Here is a 21,276-nt window from a genome sequence, read left to right on the forward strand (position 1 = left end):
GTTCCTCCGATGCAAGGCCTGAACGACCTCCTCCACGCCTGGGGCAGCTTCATGAACCCGATGACGCTGCTCTATGGGCTGGGCGGCGCCTTCGTCGGCATCGTGATGGGCATCCTGCCCGGCCTGTCGGCCACGCTGGCCATCGCGCTGCTGACCACGCTGACCATCAAGCTGGAAGCGCACGTGGCCATCCTGGTCCTGATCTGTTCGTACGTGGGCGCGCTGTACGGCGGCTCGCGCACGGCCATCCTGCTGAACATTCCCGGCACCGCGGCCAACGCGGCGTCGTGCGCCGACGGCTACGCGCTGGCCAAGCAGGGCAAGGCGGGCTACGCCATCGGCATCGCGACGTCGGGCGCTTTCGTCTCGACGCTCATCGGCGTGATCTGCCTCGCCCTCTTCACGCCGCTGCTGGCCGAAGTGGCGCTGCAGTTCGGCGCGTTCGAATTCTTCTGGCTGGCGCTCTTCGGCGTCACCATGTCCGGCAGCATCGTCGGTAACGACCCGCTCAAGGGCTGGCTGATGGGCCTGCTCGGCCTGCTGCTGGCGCAGGTCGGGCAGGAGGGCCTTTATGCGTACAACCGCTTCACCTTCGGCTGGGACGAACTGGCCGGCGGCATCGGCCTCATCCCCGCGCTGGTGGGCGCGTTCGGCCTGGCCGAGGTGCTGACCACGCTGGCCGACCCGGTGGAGCGCAAGATCATCGAGATGAAAGACTCGGTGCTGCCGCGCTGGAAGGAGATCATCACCTACAAGTGGACCGTGCTGCGCTCGGGGATCATCGGCGTGCTCACGGGCCTGCTGCCCGGCGTGGGCGAGGACGCCGGCGCCTGGGTGTCGTACGCGGCGGCCAAGTCGGTGAGCAAGGAGCCCGAGAAGTTCGGCAAGGGGTCCATCGACGGCCTCATGGCCGCCGAGACGGGCGACATGTCGTCCATCCCGGGCCACATCATCCCGTCGCTGGCGCTGGGCATCCCCGGCTCGGCGCCGTCCGCGGTGCTGATGGCCGCCATGATCATCCACGGCGTGCAGCCCGGGCCGATGCTGATGATCCAGAACCCGCACTTCGTCTACCAGGTGGTGGCGATGACCACGCTGGCGTCGCTGGCCATCCTGTTCTTCGGCCTGTTCGGCGTGCGGCCGCTGCTGCACGTGCTGAAGGTGCCGCGCGCCATCCTGATGCCCATCGTGTTCGTGCTGTGCACGGTCGGCGCTTTCGCCACCGCGTCGCGCCTGTTCGACGTCTACACCATGCTGTTCATCGGCGTGCTGGCGTTCTTCCTGCGCCGCCGCGGCTACGAGATGGCGCCGCTGGTGCTGGGCCTGGTGCTGGGCCCGCTGCTGGACAAGAGCCTGCGCCGCGCGCTGGTCATCTCCGACGGCAGCCTGGGCCCGTTCTTCACCCGGCCGATCTCCATGGTGTTCGCCGCCGTCACCATCTTCACCATCCTGCTGTACGTGCCGCAGTTCAAGTCGGCGGTGAACCGCGTCAAGGCCGCGGCCTTCGGCGGCGTGCGCTCGCTGCTCGGCCGCCGCGCCTGACCCGGCGCCCGCCATGCGCATCGCGCTCTGCAACGAAGTCCTGCAGCCGCTGCAGTTCGAGGACCAGTGCCGCCTGGCGGCGGCCATGGGCTACGACGGGCTGGAGGTTGCGCCCTTCACGCTGGCCGAAGACCCGCTGAAGATCAGCGACGCGCAGGCCGCCGCGTTCCGCCGCACCGCGGCCGAAGAAGGCCTCGAGATCACGGGACTGCATTGGTTGCTGGTGGCGCCGGCGGGCCTGTCGATGGTGAGCGACGACGCCGCGGTGCGTGAACGCACCGCGGCCGCGATGGAGCGCCTGGTGGACCTGTGCGCCGCGCTCGGCGGCCGCTACCTGGTGCACGGCTCGCCCAGGCAGCGCAGCGTGCCGCCCGGCGGCACGCGCGAGCAGGCGTGGGACCGTTCGCGTGAATGCCTGGCCCGCGCCGCGGCGCGGGCGCAGGCTTGCGGCCTCACCTATTGCCTGGAGCCGCTGTCGCCACGCGAGACAGACATGTTCAACACCGTGGAGGAAGCGGTGCGCATGGTCGAAGAGATCGGCTCGCCGGCGCTCAAGACCATGATCGATTGCAGCGCCGCCGGCCAGGCCGAGAGCGAGCCCGTGCACGAGCTGATGGCGCGCTGGATGCCCACCGGCCACATCGCGCACGTGCAGGTCAACGACCCCAATCGCCGCGGCCCGGGACAAGGCGCCCTCAAGTTCGAACCCATCCTCTCCACGCTGCTGCAGATGAACGTGCAGGGCCACTACGGCCACTGGATCGCCGTCGAGCCGTTCGACTACGTGCCCGACGGGCCGGGCTGCGCGGCACGCGCCATCGGCTTCCTGCGCGGCGTGCTGGAGTGCATCGATGACTGACACCGCACCGCTGTTCCGCATCGCGGACATCGAGCTGTACGAGCGGCCGGTGCAGCTGCGCATGCCGTTCCGCTTCGGCGTGGTCACGCTGCGCGAGGCACCGCAGGCTTTCGCGCGCGCCCGAATTGAATTGCCCGGCGGCCGCAGCGGCTGGGGCGCGGCCGCCGAGCTGATGGCGCCCAAGTGGTTCGACAAGAACCTGCAGCTGTCCAACGAAGACAACTTCGACCAGCTGCGGCGCGTGCTGCGCATGGCGCGCGAGGCTTACCTCTGCGACAAGTCGCCGGCCACCGCATTCGGCCATTTCGCGCGCCACTTCGACGCCCACCAGGCCGCGGCGGCGCGCGAAGGCTTCAACCCGCTGCTGGCCAGCTACGGGCCGGCGCTGCTGGACCGCGCGGTGCTCGATGCGCTGTGCCGCCTGCAAGGCATCTCTTTCTACGACGCGATCCGCGGCAACGTGGCCGGCATCGGCCCGGGCCGCCGCGAGTTCGAAGGGCTGGGCATCGACAGCTTCCTGGCCTCGCTGCAACCGCATGCCGACATCGAGGCGCGCCACACGGTGGGCCTGGTCGATGCCATCACCGCCGCCGACCTCACCGAGCCGGTCAACGACGGCCTGCCCGAGACACTGGAGCAGGTGGTCGCGACGTACGGCCACCGCTGGTTCAAGCTGAAGGTCGGCGGCAAGGTCGATGCGGACCTGCAGCGCCTTTCCGCCATCGCGGGCGTGCTGGACCGCCTGCCGCATCCGTACTTCGCTTCCCTCGACGGCAACGAGCAGTACGAGTCGGCCGCCGGCATCGCCGAACTGGTGGCCGCCATCCGCGCCACGCCCGCGCTCAGCCGCCTGTGGTTGTCCATCGTGTTCATCGAACAGCCCATCACGCGCAAGCTGGCGCTGCGGGAAGACCTGCGCGCGGACGGCCTGGGCAAGCCGGTGATCGTGGACGAGTCCGACGGCGAACTCGACTCCTTCGTGCAGGCGCGCGAGCGCGGCTACGCCGGCGTGTCGTCCAAGACCTGCAAGGGCTTCTACAAGTCGCTGCTCAATGGCGCGCGCTGCGCGGCCTGGAACCGCGAAGCCGGCAAGCCCGTTTACTTTCTCTCGGCGGAAGACCTGACCACGCAAGCCGGCCTGTCGGTGCAGCAGGACCTCGCGCTGGTGAACCTGCTGGGCATCCGCCACGTGGAGCGCAACGGCCACCACTACGTCGATGGCATGGCCGCCTTGCCCCAAAGCGAGCAGCAGGCTTTCCTGGACGCGCACTCGGACCTGTACGAGCGCAGCCACGGCGCCGTGCGGCTGAAGATCCGCGAAGGCCGGCTGGCCATCGCCTCGCTCGCCGCGCCTGGTTTCGCGAGCGGCGCGCTGCCGGATTTCGGGGCGATGCGCGCTCTTTGAGCGCTGGTCGAAAGCGGACACCCTTACGCAGAGAACGCAGAGGATTCGCGGAGCTCGCAAAGAAAACCTTCATTTGTTTTCTTTGGCTCCCCGGCGTCCTCTGCGAAACCTCTGCGCCCTCTGCGTACGGGTGTCCGCATTCGCGGCCTCGGTAAAATCACGGCCCTCCCGCACCCGTGCAGTTCCCATGAACGTCACCCCCGAAACCCTGGTCCAACTCACCCGCCTCGTCGTCTGGGGCGCGCTGCCGCTGGGCCTGCTGCTCGGCGCGCTGGCGCAGGCCACGCGCTATTGCGTGCGCGGCGGCATCGCCGACTGGGTGACCTTCCAGGGACCCTCGCGCCTGTTCGCGTGGCTGATCTCCGTCGCGGTCGGCGCGCTCGCGCTGCAAGCCATGATCGCCGGCGGCATGTTCGACGCCACCAGGACGCTGGCGTGGAACGAGCGCCTGTTCTGGTTCTCCAGCCTCGCGGGCGGTTTCCTGTTCGGCATCGGCATGATGATCGCGCCCGGTTGCCCGCAGCGCTGCCTGGTGAAGGCCGGCTCGGGCGACCTCACCGCGCTGGTGACGCTGCTGGTGATCGCCGTCACCGCCGCGATGACGCTGCGCGGCGTGCTCGCGGTGCCGCGCACCTCCCTCTTCGATGCCTGGGCGGTGTCGCTGGGCAAGCCGCAGGACCTGGGCACGCTGGCCGGCGGCGCGCTGGGCGTGTCCGCCGCCGCGATGCGCGCCGTCATCGCCGTGGCGCTGGCCGTGGTGATCGGCGTGCCGGCCTGGCGCCTGCGCGCGCGGCTGGAACGCGGCACCTGGATCGCCGGCATCGGCGTCGGGCTGTTGCTGGCAGCGGCTTTCTGGCTGACCGGCCACGTGGGCTTCGTCGCCGAGCACCCGGAGACGCTGGACGCGGCCTGGCTGGGCACGCAAGGCAAGCGCCCCGAAGGCCTGTCGTTCGTCTCGCCCCTGGCCAACACGCTGGACCTGCTGACGCTGTGGACCGACAAGAACACGGTCGCCACCTTCGGCGTGATGCTGTCGCTGGGCATCGTCATCGGCAGCCACCTGGCTTCGCGCGTGCGCGGCGAGTTCCGCGTGGAATCGTTCCGCACCCAGCGCGAACTGGTCGTCGGCCTGGCGGGTGGCGCGCTCATGGGTTTCGGCGGCGTCACCGCGCTGGGCTGCTCGGTCGGCAACGGCGTCACCGGCGCCGCGCTGCTGTCCACCGGCTCGCTGCTGGCCGTGGCCGGCATGGTGAGCGGCACGGTGCTGGTGCTGAAGTGGCAAGGCCGCCGCGACGAGCAGGTGCGCGCGGCCACCGCGCCCGTCTGAGCGCCTAGGCTTCCTGCAGGCGGAATACCGGGCGGCGTTCGCCCACCGCCGCGCCGCGGATGCTGCGGATCACCGGCGCGCGCCACGCTTGCAGTTCCGCGCGCTGCTCCTCGTCCAGCCAGCCCAGCTGGTCCATCACTTCCACCGCCGCCGCGATGGGCAGACCAAGCTGGCCGAAGTGCTGGCGCCCTTGGGTCTGGGATTGCGCGTCGTGACGCAGGAGCACGGCGGCGGGCTGGTCGCGCTTCTGCACTCGGACGGGCCGGTAGCCTAGGCCGACCGCCGCCGCGTGACCGGGCGTGTCGCCGGCATGCCGGTGACCCTCGAGTGGCACTGAACCCCGCCTTGTCGCCGCGTTGACGCCGCACGCCGCGCCGCTGACCCACAATCGCCGCATGACCGTCCTCCGCGCTCCCCTCCAGGCCCAGGTCGTGCAATGGCTGGTCGAGCCCGACCGCGTGGTGCGCGAAGGCGAGGTGGTGCTGATCCTCGAGGCGATGAAGATGGAGCACGAGGTGCGCGCGCCGGCCACGCTGCGCGTGCGCGAACTGCTCTACACGCCGGGCGAGACCGTGAACGAAGGCGACGTGCTGTGGACCGCCGAACCGGCTACGGCCGATGCGCCGGCCGCGTTGGAGGACGATGCGGGCGGAGCCTTGGACGACGGCCCGCGGGCCGACCTGCAGCGCGTGTTCGACCGCCACGCGCTCACGCTCGACGCCGCGCGGCCGGAAGCGGTGGCCAGGCGCCACGCGCTGGGCCTGCGCACCGCGCGCGAGAACGTGGCCGACCTGTGCGACGGCGGCAGCTTCGACGAATACGGCGCGCTGGCCATCGCGGCACAAACCAACCGCCGCGGCGAAGACGACCTGCAGCGCAACACGCCGGCCGACGGCCTGGTCACCGGCGTGGGCAACGTCAACGGCCAGTGGTTCGACCCCGTGCACGCGCGCACCGCTGTGCTGGCGTACGACGCGACGGTGCTCGCGGGCACGCAGGGCTTCCGCAACCACCAGAAGACCGATCGCCTGCTCAACCTGGCCGCAAAGCACCGCTGGCCGCTGGTGCTGTTCGCCGAAGGCGGCGGCGGGCGGCCCGGCGACACCGACATGCCCATCGTCGCGGGCCTGCACGTGCCCACGTTCGCGGCGTTCGCGCGGCTCAACGGCCGCGTGCCCACCATCGGCATCGCCGCCGGCCGCTGTTTCGCCGGCAACGCGGCGCTGCTGGGGTGCTGCGACGTCATCATCGCCACGCGCGGCGCCAACATCGGCATGGGCGGCCCCGCGATGGTGGAGGGCGGCGGCCTCGGCCGCTTCGCGCCGGAAGACATCGGCCCCGCGGAGGAGCTGCACCGCAACGGCGTGGTCGACCTGCTGGTCGATGACGAGGCGCAGGCCGTCGCTGCGGCGAAACAGTACCTCGCGTTCTTCCAGGGTGCGACACCGCCAGGGGATGCACCCGATGCGGAACAGCTGCGCCAAGCCGTGCCCGAGAACCGCTTGCGCGCCTACGACACGCGCACCGCGATCCACGGCACGGCCGACATCGATTCGGTCCTGGAGCTGCGCACCGGCTTCGGCGCCGGCATCCACACCGGCTTCGCGCGCATCGCGGGCCGCCCGTTCGGCTGGCTGGCGAACAACCCGGCGCACCTGGGCGGCGCCATCGACGCCGACGCCGCGGACAAGGCCGCGCGCTTCATGCAGCTGTGCGACTCGCACGGCCTGCCGATGGTGAGCTTCATCGACACGCCCGGCTTCATGGTCGGCCCCGACATCGAACGCAAGGCGCAGGTGCGGCACGTCAGCCGCATGTTCGTCGCCGCGGCGCACCTGGAAGTGCCGTTCTGGAGCATCGTGCTGCGCAAGGGCTACGGCCTGGGCGCGATGGCCATGGCCGCGGGCGGCTTCCACGGGCCGGAGTTCACCATCGCCTGGCCCACCGGCGAATTCGGCGGCATGGGGCTGGAAGGCGCGGTGAAGCTGGGCTTTCGCAAGGAACTGGAGGCGAAGCCCGAAGGCGCCGAGCGCGAAGCGCTGTACCAGCAGCTGCTGGCGCGGCAGTACGGGAACGGGCAGGCGCTGCGCATGGCGCAGACGCTGGAGATCGACGCGGTGATCGACCCCGCGCAGACGCGCGCCTGGCTGCAGCGCGCGCTGGAAGCAACGCCGGCCACCCGCGGCAGCGGGCGGCCGGTGGACGCCTGGTAAGGCCGGCTCGCCTTACTTCTTCTCGGTGTCGGCGGGCGCACCCATCGTGGCGGCGCGTTCCTTCTGCTCCTTCTCCTTGGCCGTGGTGACGTCGACCTTGGGCACCGTGATGGTCTTCTTCTCGGTGTGGACGTCCACGTCCGGCACCGCGACCTGCTTCTGTTCCTTGCTCACCTGCACGTCCGGGCCCTTGACGTCGTACTTGGGCAGCTGAACCTGGCCGGCCTGCGTCTTGGACACGTCGTACCTGGGCGCCTGGACCTTGCCTTCCTGGGTCTTCTGCACGTCGCAGGCGCTGAGGCCCAGCGCGGCGGCCGAGGCGATGGCGGCGATGGCGGCGGTCTTGATCATGAACTTCTCCCTTGGATTGCTTGAGATTGAGATCGACGCGGCATCGCAGCCGCATCCCGTGTGAATGCATTCTGGTCAGCCTTCCCATGCGCGGCTGTAGGAGCCCGGCAATGGCTGCTGTGCGGCCGTATCTCGGCCGTACGGGCCCTGCCGCGATGGCGCCTGTCACCTTCTTCCTACGGACGGGGCATCGGCCGCGCCCTAGCATGGGAGCGCAACACAGGAGCAAGCCGATGGCCGCCAGCAGCCCGCCTCATCGTTCCCGTTCGCCCGGCCGCGCCGCCGCCGCGGTGCGCGATGCGCGTGGAGGCGTGCGCCTCCTGTTCGACGTCATGCGCCACGGCCTCGACCGCGCGGAGAAGCTGCACGAAAAGCTGGGCCAGGTCGACCCCGCGCCGGCAGGCGGCGCCATGCCGCGGCCCGCGCGCACGATCACGCGCGCCGCGTACCGCGTCTTGCGAGGTGGCACCAACATGGCCGGCAGCGCGCTCGACCTGGTGCTGGCATCGCTGCAGGCCTCGTTGCTGCAGCCCCAGCTGGAACGCGCGCCCGCCGCGCCTTCGCCCGGGCGCGAGGCGGTCGTCGACGCGATCAACGCGCTGGCCGGCGACCACCTTCACCGCACCGACAACCCGCTGGCCGTGCGCACGCGCCTGCGCGTGCACGACCCCGCATCGCCGAAGGCACGGGTGATCGTGCTGGTGCACGACCTGGGCCTGGGTGAGGCATGGCGCCGCCGCGGCCACGACCACGGCGAGGCGCTGGCAGCGGCCCTGGATGCCACCGCGATCTACGTCCACTACAACAGCGGGCGCCGCGTGGCCGACGTGGCACACGAACTGTCGGCCGAGCTGGAGCCCATGCTGAGCCACTGGCGCGTGCCGCTGCAGGGCGTGGCGCTGATCGGCCACGGACAGGGCGGCCTCGTCCTGCGCAGCGCATTGCATCAGGCCACCCGCTCCGGCCTGGCATGGCCGGGCCACGTGCGGCAGGTGGTGTTTCTCGGCACGCCGCATGACGGGGCGAAACCGGCGGGCACGTGGCAGCTGCTGTCGCGCCTGGGCGCCGGTCCCGCGGCCGCGGTGCTGCCGCTGGCGCAGCTGGCGCGGCGGCGCAGCGACGGCATCGACGATTTCCTGCACGGGCGCGTGCTGGAAGACGATGCGCGCACGGGCATGACGCCCATGGCCAACGCCATCGCCGGCGTGCCGGCGAGCCTGCCCACGTACGCCATCGCCGCCGAGCTTCCCGGCACGGGCAGCGACGGACTGGTCACCGTGGCCAGCGCGCTGGGCAAGCACGCGGAGCCTGCGCGCGATCTCATGCTGCCCGAGGAACACCGGTGGGTGGCGAGCGGCGTGGACCACGTGGGCTTGCTGGGCAGCGACGCGGTGTACCAGCGCATGCGGCAGTGGCTGTCGGTTTGAGGCGCGGGGTGCGCACATGAGCGTCGGATGGTGGCTGACACCGCGCGTGCTTCGCACGGGGCGACACTGGTGGTGCCCATTGAGGAGTGCGTGCCATGTCCTACTTACCCCGAGCCCAGGAACAGATGAACGGCGACCTGCTCGTGCCGGAGACCACCAAGCTGTTCCTGCACCGCGTTCTGCGGGACCTGAAGTCCCACCTGGAGCGCACCGGCTCGCCGGACCTGGAGACCACCGGCCTCGCCGCGCTGGAGAACGCGATCGGCCCGTGCCTGGAGCCGATTCCCGGCGTGCGCGAGATGCTGGACCTGCCCGACCCCGAGCAGGAACAGCGTGGCCGCAACCTGCTCAAGGCCCTGCACGGCGACCTCGCCGCGCGCCTGAACACCGTCCCCTGACCCTGCGCCTTCGCGCCGCGGGCCGCGCCCGCTGACCGATGCTGCGACCGGTCGACCACATCACCCCCGCCCAACTCGCCGCCGGACAACGATCGCTGGTTCAGGACCTCGCCTGGGCCAGCCTCTCCGGCGCCTTTTCGGGCGGTGTCATCCTGGTGGCATTCGCGCTCACGCTCGGCGCCACGCCGCTGCAGATCGGCCTGCTGGCGGCCATCCCGTTCATGGCGCAAGCCACGCAGCTGCCCGCCACGCTGCTGGTGGAGCGCGTGAAGATGCGCCGGCGCATCGGCGTGCTGGCGATCACCGGCGCGCGCGTGCTGGTGCTGCTGATGGCGCTGCTGCCCTTCATGGGGTCGCAGGACCTGGCGCTGCGCTCGCTCATGCTGGTGCAGCTGATGATCGCGTCGCTCAACGCCGTGGGCGGCTGCGCGGTGAACTCGTGGCTGCACCAGCTGATCCCGCACGAGCGGCTGGGCAACTTCTTCGCCAGGCGGCTGCTTTCCGGCACGGCGCTGGCGTGCGTGGGCACGCTGGCCGCGGGCGCTCTGGTGGACCGCGCGCCGCACAACGATCCGATGCTGGCCTACGCGACGGCGTTCGCGGTCTCGGCCCTGGCCGGCTTCGTGAGTTCGTGGCACCTGGGCCGCGCGCCGGAGCCCGTGATGCACACCGCCGGCGCCGCGGGGCGAATGGTCGAACGGCTCAAGCGCCCCTTCGCCGATCGCAATTTCCGCAAGCTGCTGATCTTCCTGGCGGCGTGGGTCGTCGCTTCCAATCTCACCGGCCCGTTCCTCACCGTTTACCTGATCGAACAGCGCGGCTACGCCGTGGGCACGGTCACCGGACTGTGGGTGGCCAGCCAGGTCGCCAACGCGATGACGCTGTACCTGTGGGGCAGCCTGTCGGACCGTTTCACCAACAAGAGCGTGCTGGCGGTGGCCCTGCCGGTTCACTTCGCCTGCGTGCTGGCGCTCGTCTTCGTGGGCGCAGTGCACACGCCGGTGTGGCAGATGGCCCTGCTGCTGGTGATCCACCTGGCGATGGGCGTGGCGGGCGGCGGCATCGCGCTGGCCACCGGCAACCTCGGCCTGAAGCTCGCGCCGCAGGGCGAAGGCACGGCCTACCTGGCCGCGGTGGGGCTGGCCTCGGCGGTGGCCGGCGGCATCGCGCCCATCGTGGCGGGCGCGCTGGCGCAGACTTTTCAGACCAGCGAGCTGAGCGCCATCGTGCGCTGGCAGTCGCCGGGGCAGTGGCACGAGATGGCCCTGCTCAGTTTCGCCCACTGGGAATTCCTGTTCGCGATCTCGGCGCTAGTGGGTCTGTACGTGCTGCATGCGCTGTCGCGCGTGCAGGAAGGCCACGAGGTGAGCGAGCGGCAGGTGGTGCAGGCGTTCGCGCTGGAAGCCTGGCGTGGCCTCAACAGCCTGTCGTCGGTGGCGATCGCGGCGCTGTTCCCGTTCGAGCGCCTGTCCGAGCGAAGGAAGTGGTGGCGCGGCGACCGGCGGCGCGCATCGCGGCCGGAGCTGTGGGCGGAGCAGCGGCTGGTGATGGACCGGCGGCACCACTAGCGCGGCCGGCGCCACCAGCGTCATTCCCGCGAAAGCGCGGGGATGACGGGTCAGGATTGGCTGCTCAGCGCCCGCCGCGCGGCCAGCGCCTTCTGCAGCGTGGCGTGGATCGCCTGCGGTTCCGCCGGCTTGACCAGGTGGCCGGAGAACCCCGCCATCGCGGAACGTTGCAGGTCGGGCGTGGCGCCGTAGCCGGACAGCGCCACCACGGGCAGCGAACTGCTCAGCGCGCGGCCCACGTCGATGCCGCTGCCGTCGGGCAATCCCAGGTCGGTCAGCACGATGTCGAAATCGCCCTGCCGCGCGGTGCGCACCGCGTCGGCACACGTGCCCACGTGCGTGACCTGGTAGCCGTAGCTCTCCATGCACATCACGATGGTCTCGGCCGCGTCGTGGTTGTCTTCCACCAGCAGCAGCCGCCAGCCGCCTTCGCCGGACGCCGGCTCCGAAGGCGCGTCGCCCTTGGCCGTGGCTTCCAGTTGCGCATGCGTGCGCAGGCGCAGCGTGAAGGTGGCGCCCAGGCCGCGGCCTTCGCTGGCGACGCTGAGCTCGCCCTTGTGTTCCGCGACCAGGCCGCGCGCGATGGCCAGGCCCAGGCCCAACCCGCCGAAGCGCTGCGACACCTCGCGGTCGGCCTGCTCGAAGGCGGTGAAGATGCGCGGCAGCGCCTCGGGCTCGATGCCAATGCCGCTGTCGGTCACCTGCAGCACGAACCACGCGCCTTCGCTGCGCGTGCGCACCTGCACGCGCCCTTCCCCGGGCGTGAACTTGATGGCGTTGCGCAGCAGGTTCCACAGCACCTGCTGCATGCGCGCCTCGTCGGCGGTGACGGTGGGCTCGCGGGAAGCCAGGTCCAGCTGCACGCGCAACCGCTTTTCCTTCACCTGCCCGTCCAGCATGTCCAGCACCACCTGCACCAGGTGGTGCATGTCCACCGGCCTGGGCTTCAGGCTCACCTTGCCCGCGGAGATGGCGGTGAGGTCCAGCAGGTCCTCGATCAGCCGCGCCTCCAGCGCCACGTTGCGCCGGATCATGGGCAGCAGGTGCTGGTACTTGGGCGGCACGGTGGCCGTGCGTTCCAGCAGGTGCGCGGCCGTCGCGATGGGCGACAGCGGCGTACGCAGCTCGTGCGACAGCACGGCGAGGAAGCGGTCCTTGGCCTGGTTGGCCCGCTCGGCTTCCTCCTTCGCGGCGCGCAGCGCCTCCGCGTCGCGGTAATCGGACGTGGCATCGCGGACGATCTTGGAGAACCCGCTGTGCGATTTCGAATCGCTGTACAGCGGCATCACCACGCCTTCGGCCCACAGGCGAAGGCCGTCGCGGCGCATCATCCAGCGGTTGTCGTCGGCCTTGCCCTTGTCCAGCGACTGCGCCATCTCGCGCTCGAACACGCGCGCCTCGCGATCCTCGGGCGTGAACAGCATGGTGGCGGACCGGCCGATCACCTCGCCGGCCTCGTAGCCGAAGATGTCGCGCGCCGCCTGGTTCCACGAGCGGATGACGCCGCGCGCGTCCATCAGCACCACCGCGTAGTTGCGCAGCGAGTCCACCACGCGCGCGAACACCGCGTTGGCTTCGCGCAGCTGCACCTGCGCCGACTCGCGGCCCTGGCGCTGCGCCACTTCGCGCAGCGCGCGGTCGATCACCAGCGGCAGCCGCGCCAGCCGGTTCTTGCTCACGTAGTCGGTGGCGCCGCGCTTGAGCATCTCCACCGCGTTGTCCTCGCCGATGACGCCGGAGACGAAGATGAAGGGCACGCGCGGGCTCTTCACCCGCGCCTCGGCCAGCGCCTGCTCGCCGGTGAAGCCGGGGAGCTCGAAGTCCGAGAGGATCAGGTCCCAGCCAGTGGACGCCAGGGCGCCGATGAAGCCGGGTTCGTCGCGCACGACTTCCAGCATCGCCTGCGGGTAGCTGGCGAGCAGTTCCTCGCGCAGGAGTTCGGCATCGAAACGCGAATCCTCCAGCAGCAGGACCTTCAGGGGCCGGTCGCGGAAACCGTTCTCCGGCAGGTGTTCATTCATACCTTCGGGAGGACCTCATGGAGCCCGGCGGGGGCTCGTTGAGCACGGCCCAGAACACCCCCAGGTCGGCGATGGCGGCGACGAACTGCTTGAACTCCACGGGCTTGACCACGTAGGCGTTCACGCCCAGTTCGTAGCTCTTGACGACGTCCGACTCCTCCTGCGAGGAAGTCAGCATCACGATGGGCATGCTGCGCAGGTGGGGCGTCGCGCGCACCTTCTGCAGCACTTCCAGGCCGTTCACCTTGGGCAGCTTCAGGTCCAGCAGCACCACGGCGGGGTTGCCTTCGGCGCGGTCCCTGAAGTCGCCCTCCCGCAGCAGGTAGTCCAGCGCCTGGGCGCCGTCGCGCACGACGATGACCTCGTTGGCCAGCTGGCTTCGCTCCAGCGCCACCAGCGTGAGCTCCAGGTCCCTCTTGTCGTCTTCGACCAGCAGGATCGGCTTGAGCATGATGGAGTCCTCTTTCCTCGTCTCTTGTTTCTTCGCTCAGCGCCGCGGCTTGGCATCCGCTTTGGCGACGGGCAGGGTGAAGCCGAAGGCGGCGCCGTGGCCGGGTTCGCCCCTGGCCCAGACGGCGCCGCCATGGCGTTCCACGATGCGGCGCACGCTGGCCAGGCCGATGCCCGTGCCCTCGAAATCCTCGGCCTGGTGCAGCCGCTGGAACACTCCGAACAGCTTGGCCACGTACTTTTGCTGGAAGCCGACCCCGTTGTCGCTGATCTCCAGGCCCTCGCCCTCGGCATTGCGCGCCGCCGAAATGCGGATGCGGGCCACATCGCGCGTGCGCGTGTACTTCACCGCATTGCCAAGCAGGTTGCGCAGCGCCACCTGCATGAGGAACGGGTCGGCCCACAGCGCGGGCAGCGGATCGGCGATGTCCCACTCGATCTTGCGGCCGCCTTCCTGGTGGCTGAACTCGGCCACCAGCTCGCCCACCAGCAGGCGCGTGTCCACGCGCGCGCGCTTGATCGCCGAGCGGCCCATGCGCGAGAAGTCCAGCAGCGCATCGACCAGGTGCCCCGCGTACGCGGCGGCATCCTTCACGTGCGACAGGTAGCGCATGGAGCGCTCGGACAGCTGCTTGCCTTCCGCGTCCTGCACCAGGTCGACGTAGCCCGCGATGTGGCGCATCGGCGCGCGCAGGTCGTGCGACACGGTGTACGAGAAGGCTTCCAGCTCCTTGTTCACGCGGCCCAGCTCCGTGGCGACTTCCGCCATCTCCTCGGCGCGGCGCAGCACGATGCCGATCAGCGCGTTGCGCAGCTCGCCGGCCGCGGACACCTGCGCGGCGGTCCACGGCGCGGAGCGGTCGCGCACCTGCTCCTGCCAGCTGGAGAAGCTCTGGCGCGGATGGATGCGGCCTTCGCTGACGCTCAGTTCCTTGCGCGGGTCGCCGGCCCAGCGGATGGTGGTCACCAGCTCCGGCCGGAACCACAGCACCAGGTGCTGGTGCACCTGCGAGATCGAAATCGCCAGCACACCGGCCGCGCGGTCCACATACGCCTTGGCTTCCGGAAACACGTCCGGCAGCCGGTCACTCGACCAGGTTTCCTGTCCCTTCGCCGCGATCCACTTGGCCAGCTGCGCGATCTGCGCGCGGCCGGGCGTGTCGCCGGTGGTCCAGCATTCGTCGTTCAGCACCACGGCCGCGCCTGTGGCCTGCGCCATGCGCAGCAGAGGCGCCGGTTCCTGCACCATGCGCTGCAGCGTGGCATCGCCTTCGGCGAGGTGCGAGACGATCTGCAGCGTCAGCTGGCGCAATTCCAGCCGCGCGGCGACCTCGGCGTTGTCTTCCTTGGCCGCGATCTGCAGCGACAGCAGCCAGCCCAGGTGCTCGCAGGCCGCGCGGGTCTGGAACGGCAGGTGCTTCGGGTCGTGGTCGTGGCAGGAGATCAGGCCCCACAGGCGTCCGCGCACGACGATCGACACCGACATCGACGCCAGCGTGCGCATGTTGCGCATGTACTCCAGGTGCACGGGCGACACGCTGCGAAGGCCGGCCCACGAGAGGTCCAGCTTGCCTGCATCCCAGCCGGCCCGGTTGGACAGCAACGGCACCGGCGCGTAGTTGGCGTCCGGGATCAGGCGGATGTGGTTCAGCCGGTAGAGGTCGCGCGCCTGCGCGGGGATGTCGGCGGCCGGGAAATGGTGGCTTTCGTACGAGTCGTAGCCGGGGTCGATGGCCTCGGCCAGCACCTCGCCGTGGCCCTCGCCGTCGAAGCGGTACACCAGCGCGCGGCCGAAGCCGGACAGGCGCTTGATCTCCACCGCCGCCAGTTCCGCCAGCGACTGCACCGAGTCGGCGCGTTGCAGCTGCGGCAGGAAGTGGCGCGCCAGCGAATAGATCGGCGCCCGCGTGCCGGTCTCGGCCGTGGCCGGCTCGAACTCCAGCACGAACCACTCGCCGCTGCGGTGGCCCACCACGTCCAGCGGCGTGCGGTCCACGTCGATGCGGCCCAGCGCCGCGGGACCGTCGCCGCCGAACAGGTCTTCCAGCTGGCCTCGCAGCACCAGCGCCGCGGCCTCGGCGGCGCGGTCGGCATTGCGCCAGTTCGCGCTCCACGCGGCGAGCTTGCCTTGCGAATCGAGCACCGCCATCCAGCCATGCGGCTGGATCGCGCCGGGCAGCCGGATCGGCTCCTGCGCGCAGAGCGAAAGGTCAGGCAGCTGCGCGTTCATGCAGGCGGTCCTGGAAAGTGGCGAGCAAGGCTTCGAACGTGCGCGCGGCCGCGTCCACGGCTTGCGCCAGCGCGCGGTCGTCGCCGGCCAGCTCGGCTTCGACGGTGGCGCGGAAGTCGCGCCACCGCGCGCCGGTGGCCGCGCCTTCGCCATGGAAGTAGGCGCCGCCGCTGTGCGGCTCGATGCCCAGCTGGTCGCGCAGGTGGCGCGAGATCACCTGGCCGCCCAGCGCGGAGCCTTCCAGTACATAAAGGGAGCCGAGCGCTTGCGCCGGACCATGGATGGCGGGCAGCTGCGCCCCGGCCGTGGGCGCTTCGAGGCCCAGCATGTGCAGGTCATCGGCCACGCGGCCGGAGCGTTGCCCGCCGGCCCAGCCGAGCAGGCGCTGCGGCAGCGCCGCAGCGACGAGCTTCTCCCATCCGGCGAGAAAGGTGAAGAAGCCCTGCAGCACGCGACCGTAGTGCGCATGACCGAACGGGCCGCCCAGGCCGAGCAGCGCCTCGATGCGATCGTGTTGCGCAGCCGTGCCGGCGCGAAGCGCGGCCATGGCGCCGTCGCGCCCGGAGGTCGGCGCCGGAAACTGCTGGGATGGGAGCATCTTGGATGGAAGGGCTCCTGGCGGGGCGGGCCCTCGGGGCCGCCTTGGGGAGCTCGGATCAGCATGCCAGAAGCCTCCCTGCCGATCTGTAGGACCACTCCCACACCCAGCGTCGTCCAACCCTTCCGGGGTTCAACGCAGCAGTGCGACCGCGCCGGAGAAGGTCAGGAAGGCCGCCGCCGTCGTCAAAAGGATGATCCTGGCGATGCGGCCGGTGTCGGCGCCGAAGCGCTCGGCCAGCAACGAAACGTTGCTGGCGCTGGGCAGCGCGGCCACCAGCACCATCACGGTGAGCGCGAAAGGGTCCAGCGGCAGGCCGAAGCGGATGGCCGCCTTGCCCACCAGCCACACCAGCAGCGGGTGGATGGCCAGCTTGGCGATCGCCACCGGGACGAAGTCGCTGGCCGGCATCGGTCCGTGTTCCGACGCCGCGGCCACGGCCTGCGAGCGCGCCAGCACCGCGCCGATGGTGAACAGCGCCACCGGCGAAGCCGCGTCGGCCAGCAGGCCGATGGTGTCCATCACCGGCTTGACCGGCGCGATGCCCAGCGCCGACGAGAAAGCGCCGCACGCGATGGCCCACGGCATCGGGTTTCCCGCCATGCCGCGCAGCGCCTTGCGCGCCGCGATGGCCGCCCCGTGTTCGTCCGCGCCATCCAGCCGCGACAGCGCGATGCACAGCGAACTGGTGACGATCAGGTCCAGCAGGATGGTGAGGATGGCGGGCCCCGCCGCGGCCGCACCGAGCAGCGCCACGAGCAGCGGCACGCCCATGAAGCCCGTGTTGGGAAACGCCGCCACCAGCGCGCCGAAAGCCGCATCGTTCCAGCCGATGCGCTCGTTGCGGCTGATGGCCACGGTGCCCCACACCATCAGCAGCGCGCACGGCAGGTAGACCAGCAGCGCCGCCGGATCGAGCAATTGCGCGATGGGCGTGCCGGCGCCGAAGCGATACAGCATGCAGGGCAGCGCGAAGAACAGCACGAAGGTGTTCAGCCCGCCGATCGCCTCCAGCGGCAGCAGCCGGCGGCGGGCGGCCACGTAGCCGCACAGCACCAGCGCGAAAAACGGGAACGTGACCTTCAGGATGTCCAGCACGGCGCGTATTGTCGATGCAACCGGAAGCGGTCTTATTGCGCGGAGGCGCTCCGCGGCGGCCCGTATGATCCGTCGCTCCCGCATCGACAGCCGCCCGCAGCTTCCCCTCCCACCGAATGTCCGGCCTCAACCTCGCCCAGCAGGAAGCAGTCAACTACATGCAGGGCCCCTGCCTGGTGCTGGCCGGCGCCGGCTCGGGCAAGACGCGCGTCATCACGCACAAGGTGGGCCGCCTGATCCAGGCCGGCGTGGAAGCCAAGCGCATCCTGGCGATCACGTTCACCAACAAGGCCGCGGCGGAGATGCGCGAGCGCGCCAAGTCGCTGATCGGGCGCGATGCGCGCGAAGTGGTGATCTGCACCTTCCACGCGCTGGGCGTGCGCCTCTTGCGCAGCGACGGCGCGGTGCTGGGCCTGAAGCCGCAGTTCTCCATCCTGGACAGCGACGACGTCACTTCCATCCTGAAGGACGCCGGTGGAACCACCGATTCGGCGACCGCGCGCCAGTGGCAATGGGCCATCGGCCTGTGGAAGAACATGGGGCTGAACGCCGCGCAGGCGGAGGCGCAGGCCAAGGACGACAACGAAAAGGTGACGGCTCGCATCATGGCGCGCTACGAGGAGCGCCTCACCGCCTACCAGAGCGTGGACTTCGACGACCTGATCGGCCTGCCGCTGAAGCTTTTGCGCGACCACGCCGAAGTGCGCGAGAAGTGGCAGAAGCACCTGGGCCACGTGCTGGTCGACGAATACCAGGACACCAACGCCACCCAGTACGAGCTGCTGAAGCTGCTGGTGGGCGAGCGCGGCCGCTTCACCGCGGTGGGCGACGACGACCAGTCCATCTACGGCTGGCGCGGCGCCACGCTGGACAACCTGAAGCGCCTCCCGCAGGACTACCCGCAGCTGAAGGTGGTGAAGCTGGAGCAGAACTACCGCTCCACCAGCGCCATCCTGCGCGCGGCCAACAACGTCATCCAGCCCAACCCCAAGCTGTTCCCCAAGACGCTGTTCTCCGAGCTGGGCGAAGGCGAGCCGGTGCGCGTGGTCGACGCCGACGGCGAGGACCACGAGGCCGAGCGCGCCGTGGCGCGCATCCAGTCGATCCGCGCCAACGGCATGGGCCACGAGTGGAAGGATTTCGCCATCCTCTACCGCGCCAACCACCAGGCGCGCGTGTTCGAGCAGGCGCTGCGCAAGGCGCAGATCCCGTACAAGGTGTCGGGCGGCCAGAGCTTCTTCGACCGCGCCGAGATTCGCGACCTGTGCGCGTGGCTGCGCCTCTGGGTGAACAACGACGACGACCCGGCCTTCCTGCGCGCCATCACCACGCCCAAGCGCGGCATCGGCCACACCACGCTGCAGAACCTGGGCATCTTCGCCACCAAGATGAAGCTGTCGCTGTTCGAGGCGCTGTTCTCGTCCTCGCTCGGCTCGGTGCTGCCGGCCAAGGCGGTGGGCAGCCTGCACGAGTTCGGCCGGTACGTGAACGACCTGGAGTTCCGCGCCCGCCACACCATGGGTGCAGAGGATGCGCGCGCTTTCCTCACCGACTGGCTGAAAGACATCGGCTACGAGAAGCACCTGTACGACAGCGAGGACAGCGAGAGGCTGGCGGCTTCGCGCTGGACCAACGTGATGGAGTTCTGCGACTGGATGGCGCAGCGTTGCGGCGGGCAGATCGACGACACCGCGGGCGTGCAGATCGCGGGCGAGAAGAAGAGCCTGCTGGAAGTGGCGCAGACCATCTCGCTGCTGTCCACGCTGTCCGAGCGCGAGCAGGACCAGAACGTGGTGACGCTGTCCACCCTGCACGCTTCGAAGGGACTGGAGTGGCCGCACGTCACGCTGGCCGGCTGCGTGGAAGGGCTGCTGCCGTTCAAGCTGGACGACGAAGGCGCCGGCAAGGACACCGTGAACGAAGGCATCCTGCAGCGGCTGCAGGAAGAGCGCCGGCTGATGTACGTGGGCATCACGCGCGCGCAGCGCTCGCTGGCCGTCAGCTGGACGCGCAAGCGCAAGAAGGGCCGCGACGTCATCGCCGCGCAGCCCAGCCGCTTCATCGCCGAGATGGCGCTGGACGTGAAGACGGTGAAGGAAGACCCGCGCGAAAAGCTGAAAGCGCTGCGCGCGGAGTTCGCGCGCAAGAGCGCGGAGTCGGCGGCCGCCGCATCGGCGGCTGCCGCGGGCGGCGCAGCCTGATGCGCCGCCAGGTCCTGGCGCTGCTGCTCGCGCTGCCGCTGGCCGCCGCGCACGCGCAGGGCGCGGCGCCCGCCGATTGCCCGAAGGCGGCCGACGTCACGCCGCGCCATTTGGTGGGCCTGTGGCGCGCCGAGTTCGCCGACGGCGGTGCCGGCGCCACGCTGCTGCTGGAACCGCACAAGGAATACGCGCAAAGCCTGTCCGGCGAGATCAACCGCAACGGCGAGAAATCGCGCGTCGCGGCCGACCTGGAAGACGGCGCCTTCACGCTGGAGGAATCGGCCGACGGCCGGCGCATCAGCGCCACCTGGCTGGGCGACCTGGTCGAAGGTTCGTGCGGGCGCGAGATCCGCGGCCAGTGGAAGCCCGAAGGCGGCGGTCAAGAACGTAACTTCGTGCTCAGGCGGGTGCAGGGCTGGTAGCACGGCTACCATCAACCGGTGCCTTTTCCGAGACGACTCTCCCGCTCCCTTTTCGCTGCCGCACTGCTCACAAGCGCAGGCGCGCTGCACGCGCAGACCGACCCGTGGCAAGCCTGCACGGCGCTGGACGATCCCCAAGCACGCCTCGCCTGCTACGACCGATGGGCGGCCGCGCAACGTGAAGCCGCCCAGCAGGCGGCTTCACCCGCCACGCCATCGGCTGCGCCTCCCGTGGATGCCGGCGCGGCCAAGGCCGTGCGCGAAGCGCTGGCGGCCACGCGCGGCGGCGGCCTGCGGCTGACGCGCAAGCAGGGTTGCCACAACCCCGAGCTCACGGGCCTGTCGGCCGCGTGGGAGCTGGAGGACACCAGCGACTGCGGCACCTTCGGCCTGCGCGGCTACCGCCCGACCAGCATCGCCGTCGTCGCGTCCGACTCGGTGAACAAGCAGCCGACGTCACCCAACCCGCTCAACAACGCCGCCGCCCCGCAGCCGTACCGCAACACCGAGACGCGGTTGCAGCTGTCGGTGCGCACCAAGCTCGCCACCGGATTGCTGCCCGTGCGCGACCCGACGCTGAACGACTCGCTGTGGTTCGGCTACACGCAGCAGTCGTACTGGCAGCTGTTCACGCCGGCGATCTCGCGGCCGTTCCGCAGCACCGACCACGAGCCGGAGCTTTTCTACCTGTACCCGCTGCAGGCGGCCGACGCCTCGCGCTGGCGGCTGCGCTTCGGCGGTATCGGCATCTCGCACCAGTCCAACGGCCAGTCGCTGCCGCTGTCGCGAAGCTGGAACCGCGTGTACCTGATGGCGGGCGCCGAACGCGGCGACGTGGTGGTGCAGGCGCGCGTGTGGCAGCGCATCCACGAAAGCGCCGCGAACGACGACAACCCGAACATCTCTTCGTTCATCGGGCGCGCGGAAGGCGTGGTGAACTGGCGCGCCAACCTGGACAACCAGCTGCGGCTGACCGTGCGGCACAACCTGCAGCGTGACGCGCGCGGATCGGTGCGGCTGGAGTGGTTCCACACGCTGGCCGGCAGCGGCGGCGAAGGCCTGCAGCTGCACACGCAGCTGTTCAGCGGCTACGGCGACAGCCTGCTGGACTACAACCGGCGCCGCACCATGCTGAGCATCGGGCTGAGCCTGTCCGACTGGTGATC

General features: G+C 70.4%; 18 protein-coding genes. 11 read left to right on the forward strand and 7 right to left on the reverse strand.

The features are described from left to right. The first annotated feature begins 9 nt into the window (after window positions 1-9). The 4 genes from EZ216_RS17255 (at window position 10) to EZ216_RS17270 (ending at window position 5,133) form a co-directional block, all read left to right on the forward strand. Window positions 10-1,542: a tripartite tricarboxylate transporter permease gene (locus EZ216_RS17255; protein WP_135251028.1), complete on the forward strand. Its 1,533-nt coding sequence runs from the start codon at window positions 10-12 to the stop codon at window positions 1,540-1,542. 13 nt (window positions 1,543-1,555) lie between these two features. Then, window positions 1,556-2,401, forward strand: a complete 846-nt coding sequence (locus EZ216_RS17260) for a sugar phosphate isomerase/epimerase family protein (protein ID WP_135251029.1) — start codon at window positions 1,556-1,558, stop codon at window positions 2,399-2,401. Next, on the forward strand, window positions 2,394-3,806 hold the full coding sequence (locus EZ216_RS17265; RefSeq protein WP_135251030.1) for an enolase C-terminal domain-like protein: 1,413 nt from the start codon (window positions 2,394-2,396) through the stop codon (window positions 3,804-3,806). The genes EZ216_RS17260 and EZ216_RS17265 overlap by 8 nt, the downstream gene beginning before the upstream one ends. A 187-nt stretch (window positions 3,807-3,993) precedes the next feature. Continuing rightward, window positions 3,994-5,133 carry a YeeE/YedE family protein gene (locus EZ216_RS17270; protein WP_135251031.1) on the forward strand — a complete coding sequence of 380 codons (1,140 nt, stop codon included), beginning with the start codon at window positions 3,994-3,996 and terminating at the stop codon, window positions 5,131-5,133. 4 nt (window positions 5,134-5,137) lie between these two features. Here the strand turns inward: EZ216_RS17270 and EZ216_RS17275 are convergent, their stop codons facing one another. Next, window positions 5,138-5,467 (reverse strand): hypothetical protein, encoded by a 330-nt coding sequence (locus EZ216_RS17275; protein WP_205959699.1) that lies wholly within the window; start codon window positions 5,465-5,467, stop codon window positions 5,138-5,140. 61 nt (window positions 5,468-5,528) lie between these two features. Between EZ216_RS17275 and EZ216_RS17280 the strand changes: the two genes are divergently transcribed. Then, window positions 5,529-7,346, forward strand: a complete 1,818-nt coding sequence (locus EZ216_RS17280) for a carboxyl transferase domain-containing protein (protein WP_135251033.1) — start codon at window positions 5,529-5,531, stop codon at window positions 7,344-7,346. 12 nt (window positions 7,347-7,358) lie between these two features. On the opposite strand, the gene EZ216_RS17285 is transcribed toward EZ216_RS17280, so the two are convergent. Further along, window positions 7,359-7,697 (reverse strand): hypothetical protein, encoded by a 339-nt coding sequence (locus EZ216_RS17285; protein ID WP_135251034.1) that lies wholly within the window; start codon window positions 7,695-7,697, stop codon window positions 7,359-7,361. 233 nt (window positions 7,698-7,930) lie between these two features. On the opposite strand from EZ216_RS17285, the gene EZ216_RS17290 reads away from it, so the two are divergent. From EZ216_RS17290 to EZ216_RS17300, 3 genes are all read left to right on the forward strand, one after another. Next, complete coding sequence (locus EZ216_RS17290; RefSeq protein WP_135251035.1) at window positions 7,931-9,124, forward strand: esterase/lipase family protein; 1,194 nt, start codon at window positions 7,931-7,933, stop codon at window positions 9,122-9,124. Between the two features lie 95 nt (window positions 9,125-9,219). Beyond that, window positions 9,220-9,522: a hypothetical protein gene (locus EZ216_RS17295; protein ID WP_135251036.1), complete on the forward strand. Its 303-nt coding sequence runs from the start codon at window positions 9,220-9,222 to the stop codon at window positions 9,520-9,522. Between the two features lie 38 nt (window positions 9,523-9,560). Continuing rightward, window positions 9,561-11,090 (forward strand): MFS transporter, encoded by a 1,530-nt coding sequence (locus EZ216_RS17300; RefSeq protein WP_135251037.1) that lies wholly within the window; start codon window positions 9,561-9,563, stop codon window positions 11,088-11,090. A gap of 50 nt (window positions 11,091-11,140) precedes the next feature. On the opposite strand, the gene EZ216_RS17305 is transcribed toward EZ216_RS17300, so the two are convergent. The 5 genes from EZ216_RS17305 to EZ216_RS17325 all read right to left on the reverse strand — a co-directional run bounded on the left by EZ216_RS17305 (window position 11,141) and on the right by EZ216_RS17325 (window position 17,487). Beyond that, window positions 11,141-13,111, reverse strand: a complete 1,971-nt coding sequence (locus tag EZ216_RS17305; protein WP_135251038.1) for a hybrid sensor histidine kinase/response regulator — start codon at window positions 13,109-13,111, stop codon at window positions 11,141-11,143. After that, window positions 13,104-13,562 carry a response regulator gene (locus EZ216_RS17310; protein WP_135251039.1) on the reverse strand — a complete coding sequence of 153 codons (459 nt, stop codon included), beginning with the start codon at window positions 13,560-13,562 and terminating at the stop codon, window positions 13,104-13,106. Before EZ216_RS17310 ends, EZ216_RS17305 begins: the two co-directional genes overlap by 8 nt. Window positions 13,563-13,598: 36 nt before the next feature. Beyond that, window positions 13,599-15,791 (reverse strand): ATP-binding protein, encoded by a 2,193-nt coding sequence (locus tag EZ216_RS17315; RefSeq protein ID WP_135251040.1) that lies wholly within the window; start codon window positions 15,789-15,791, stop codon window positions 13,599-13,601. Further along, complete coding sequence (locus tag EZ216_RS17320; RefSeq protein WP_135251041.1) at window positions 15,772-16,389, reverse strand: biliverdin-producing heme oxygenase; 618 nt, start codon at window positions 16,387-16,389, stop codon at window positions 15,772-15,774. The genes EZ216_RS17315 and EZ216_RS17320 overlap by 20 nt, the downstream gene beginning before the upstream one ends. Window positions 16,390-16,521: 132 nt before the next feature. After that, window positions 16,522-17,487 (reverse strand): AEC family transporter, encoded by a 966-nt coding sequence (locus tag EZ216_RS17325; protein ID WP_135251042.1) that lies wholly within the window; start codon window positions 17,485-17,487, stop codon window positions 16,522-16,524. 116 nt (window positions 17,488-17,603) lie between these two features. Here EZ216_RS17325 and EZ216_RS17330 point away from each other — a divergent pair, with 116 nt between their 5' ends. The 3 genes from EZ216_RS17330 to EZ216_RS17340 are packed head-to-tail and all read left to right on the forward strand — an operon-like array spanning window position 17,604 to window position 21,274. Next, window positions 17,604-19,688, forward strand: a complete 2,085-nt coding sequence (locus EZ216_RS17330; protein ID WP_135251043.1) for an ATP-dependent helicase — start codon at window positions 17,604-17,606, stop codon at window positions 19,686-19,688. Then, window positions 19,688-20,110, forward strand: a complete 423-nt coding sequence (locus EZ216_RS17335) for a hypothetical protein (protein WP_135251044.1) — start codon at window positions 19,688-19,690, stop codon at window positions 20,108-20,110. The genes EZ216_RS17330 and EZ216_RS17335 overlap by 1 nt, the downstream gene beginning before the upstream one ends. An 18-nt stretch (window positions 20,111-20,128) precedes the next feature. After that, a complete protein-coding gene (locus EZ216_RS17340; RefSeq protein WP_135251045.1) occupies window positions 20,129-21,274 on the forward strand; it encodes a phospholipase A in 1,146 nt (381 codons plus the stop codon). The last annotated feature ends 2 nt before the right edge of the window (window positions 21,275-21,276 follow it).

This window comes from Ramlibacter humi (assembly GCF_004681975.1).
Taxonomy (GTDB): Bacteria; Pseudomonadota; Gammaproteobacteria; order Burkholderiales; family Burkholderiaceae_C; genus Ramlibacter; species Ramlibacter humi.

Excerpts from the sequence above, each read along its gene's own strand:
- EZ216_RS17255 (WP_135251028.1), top strand. The coding sequence starts at position 10 with ATGCAAGGCCTGAACGACCTCCTCCACGCCTGGGGCAGCTTCATGAAC.
- EZ216_RS17260 (WP_135251029.1), top strand. The coding sequence starts at position 1,556 with ATGCGCATCGCGCTCTGCAACGAAGTCCTGCAGCCGCTGCAGTTCGAG.
- EZ216_RS17265 (WP_135251030.1), top strand. The coding sequence starts at position 2,394 with ATGACTGACACCGCACCGCTGTTCCGCATCGCGGACATCGAGCTGTAC.
- EZ216_RS17270 (WP_135251031.1), top strand. The coding sequence starts at position 3,994 with ATGAACGTCACCCCCGAAACCCTGGTCCAACTCACCCGCCTCGTCGTC.
- EZ216_RS17280 (WP_135251033.1), top strand. The coding sequence starts at position 5,529 with ATGACCGTCCTCCGCGCTCCCCTCCAGGCCCAGGTCGTGCAATGGCTG.
- EZ216_RS17285 (WP_135251034.1), bottom strand. The coding sequence starts at position 7,697 with ATGATCAAGACCGCCGCCATCGCCGCCATCGCCTCGGCCGCCGCGCTG.
- EZ216_RS17290 (WP_135251035.1), top strand. The coding sequence starts at position 7,931 with ATGGCCGCCAGCAGCCCGCCTCATCGTTCCCGTTCGCCCGGCCGCGCC.
- EZ216_RS17295 (WP_135251036.1), top strand. The coding sequence starts at position 9,220 with ATGTCCTACTTACCCCGAGCCCAGGAACAGATGAACGGCGACCTGCTC.
- EZ216_RS17300 (WP_135251037.1), top strand. The coding sequence starts at position 9,561 with ATGCTGCGACCGGTCGACCACATCACCCCCGCCCAACTCGCCGCCGGA.
- EZ216_RS17305 (WP_135251038.1), bottom strand. The coding sequence starts at position 13,111 with ATGAATGAACACCTGCCGGAGAACGGTTTCCGCGACCGGCCCCTGAAG.
- EZ216_RS17310 (WP_135251039.1), bottom strand. The coding sequence starts at position 13,562 with ATGCTCAAGCCGATCCTGCTGGTCGAAGACGACAAGAGGGACCTGGAG.
- EZ216_RS17315 (WP_135251040.1), bottom strand. The coding sequence starts at position 15,791 with ATGAACGCGCAGCTGCCTGACCTTTCGCTCTGCGCGCAGGAGCCGATC.
- EZ216_RS17320 (WP_135251041.1), bottom strand. The coding sequence starts at position 16,389 with ATGCTCCCATCCCAGCAGTTTCCGGCGCCGACCTCCGGGCGCGACGGC.
- EZ216_RS17330 (WP_135251043.1), top strand. The coding sequence starts at position 17,604 with ATGTCCGGCCTCAACCTCGCCCAGCAGGAAGCAGTCAACTACATGCAG.
- EZ216_RS17335 (WP_135251044.1), top strand. The coding sequence starts at position 19,688 with ATGCGCCGCCAGGTCCTGGCGCTGCTGCTCGCGCTGCCGCTGGCCGCC.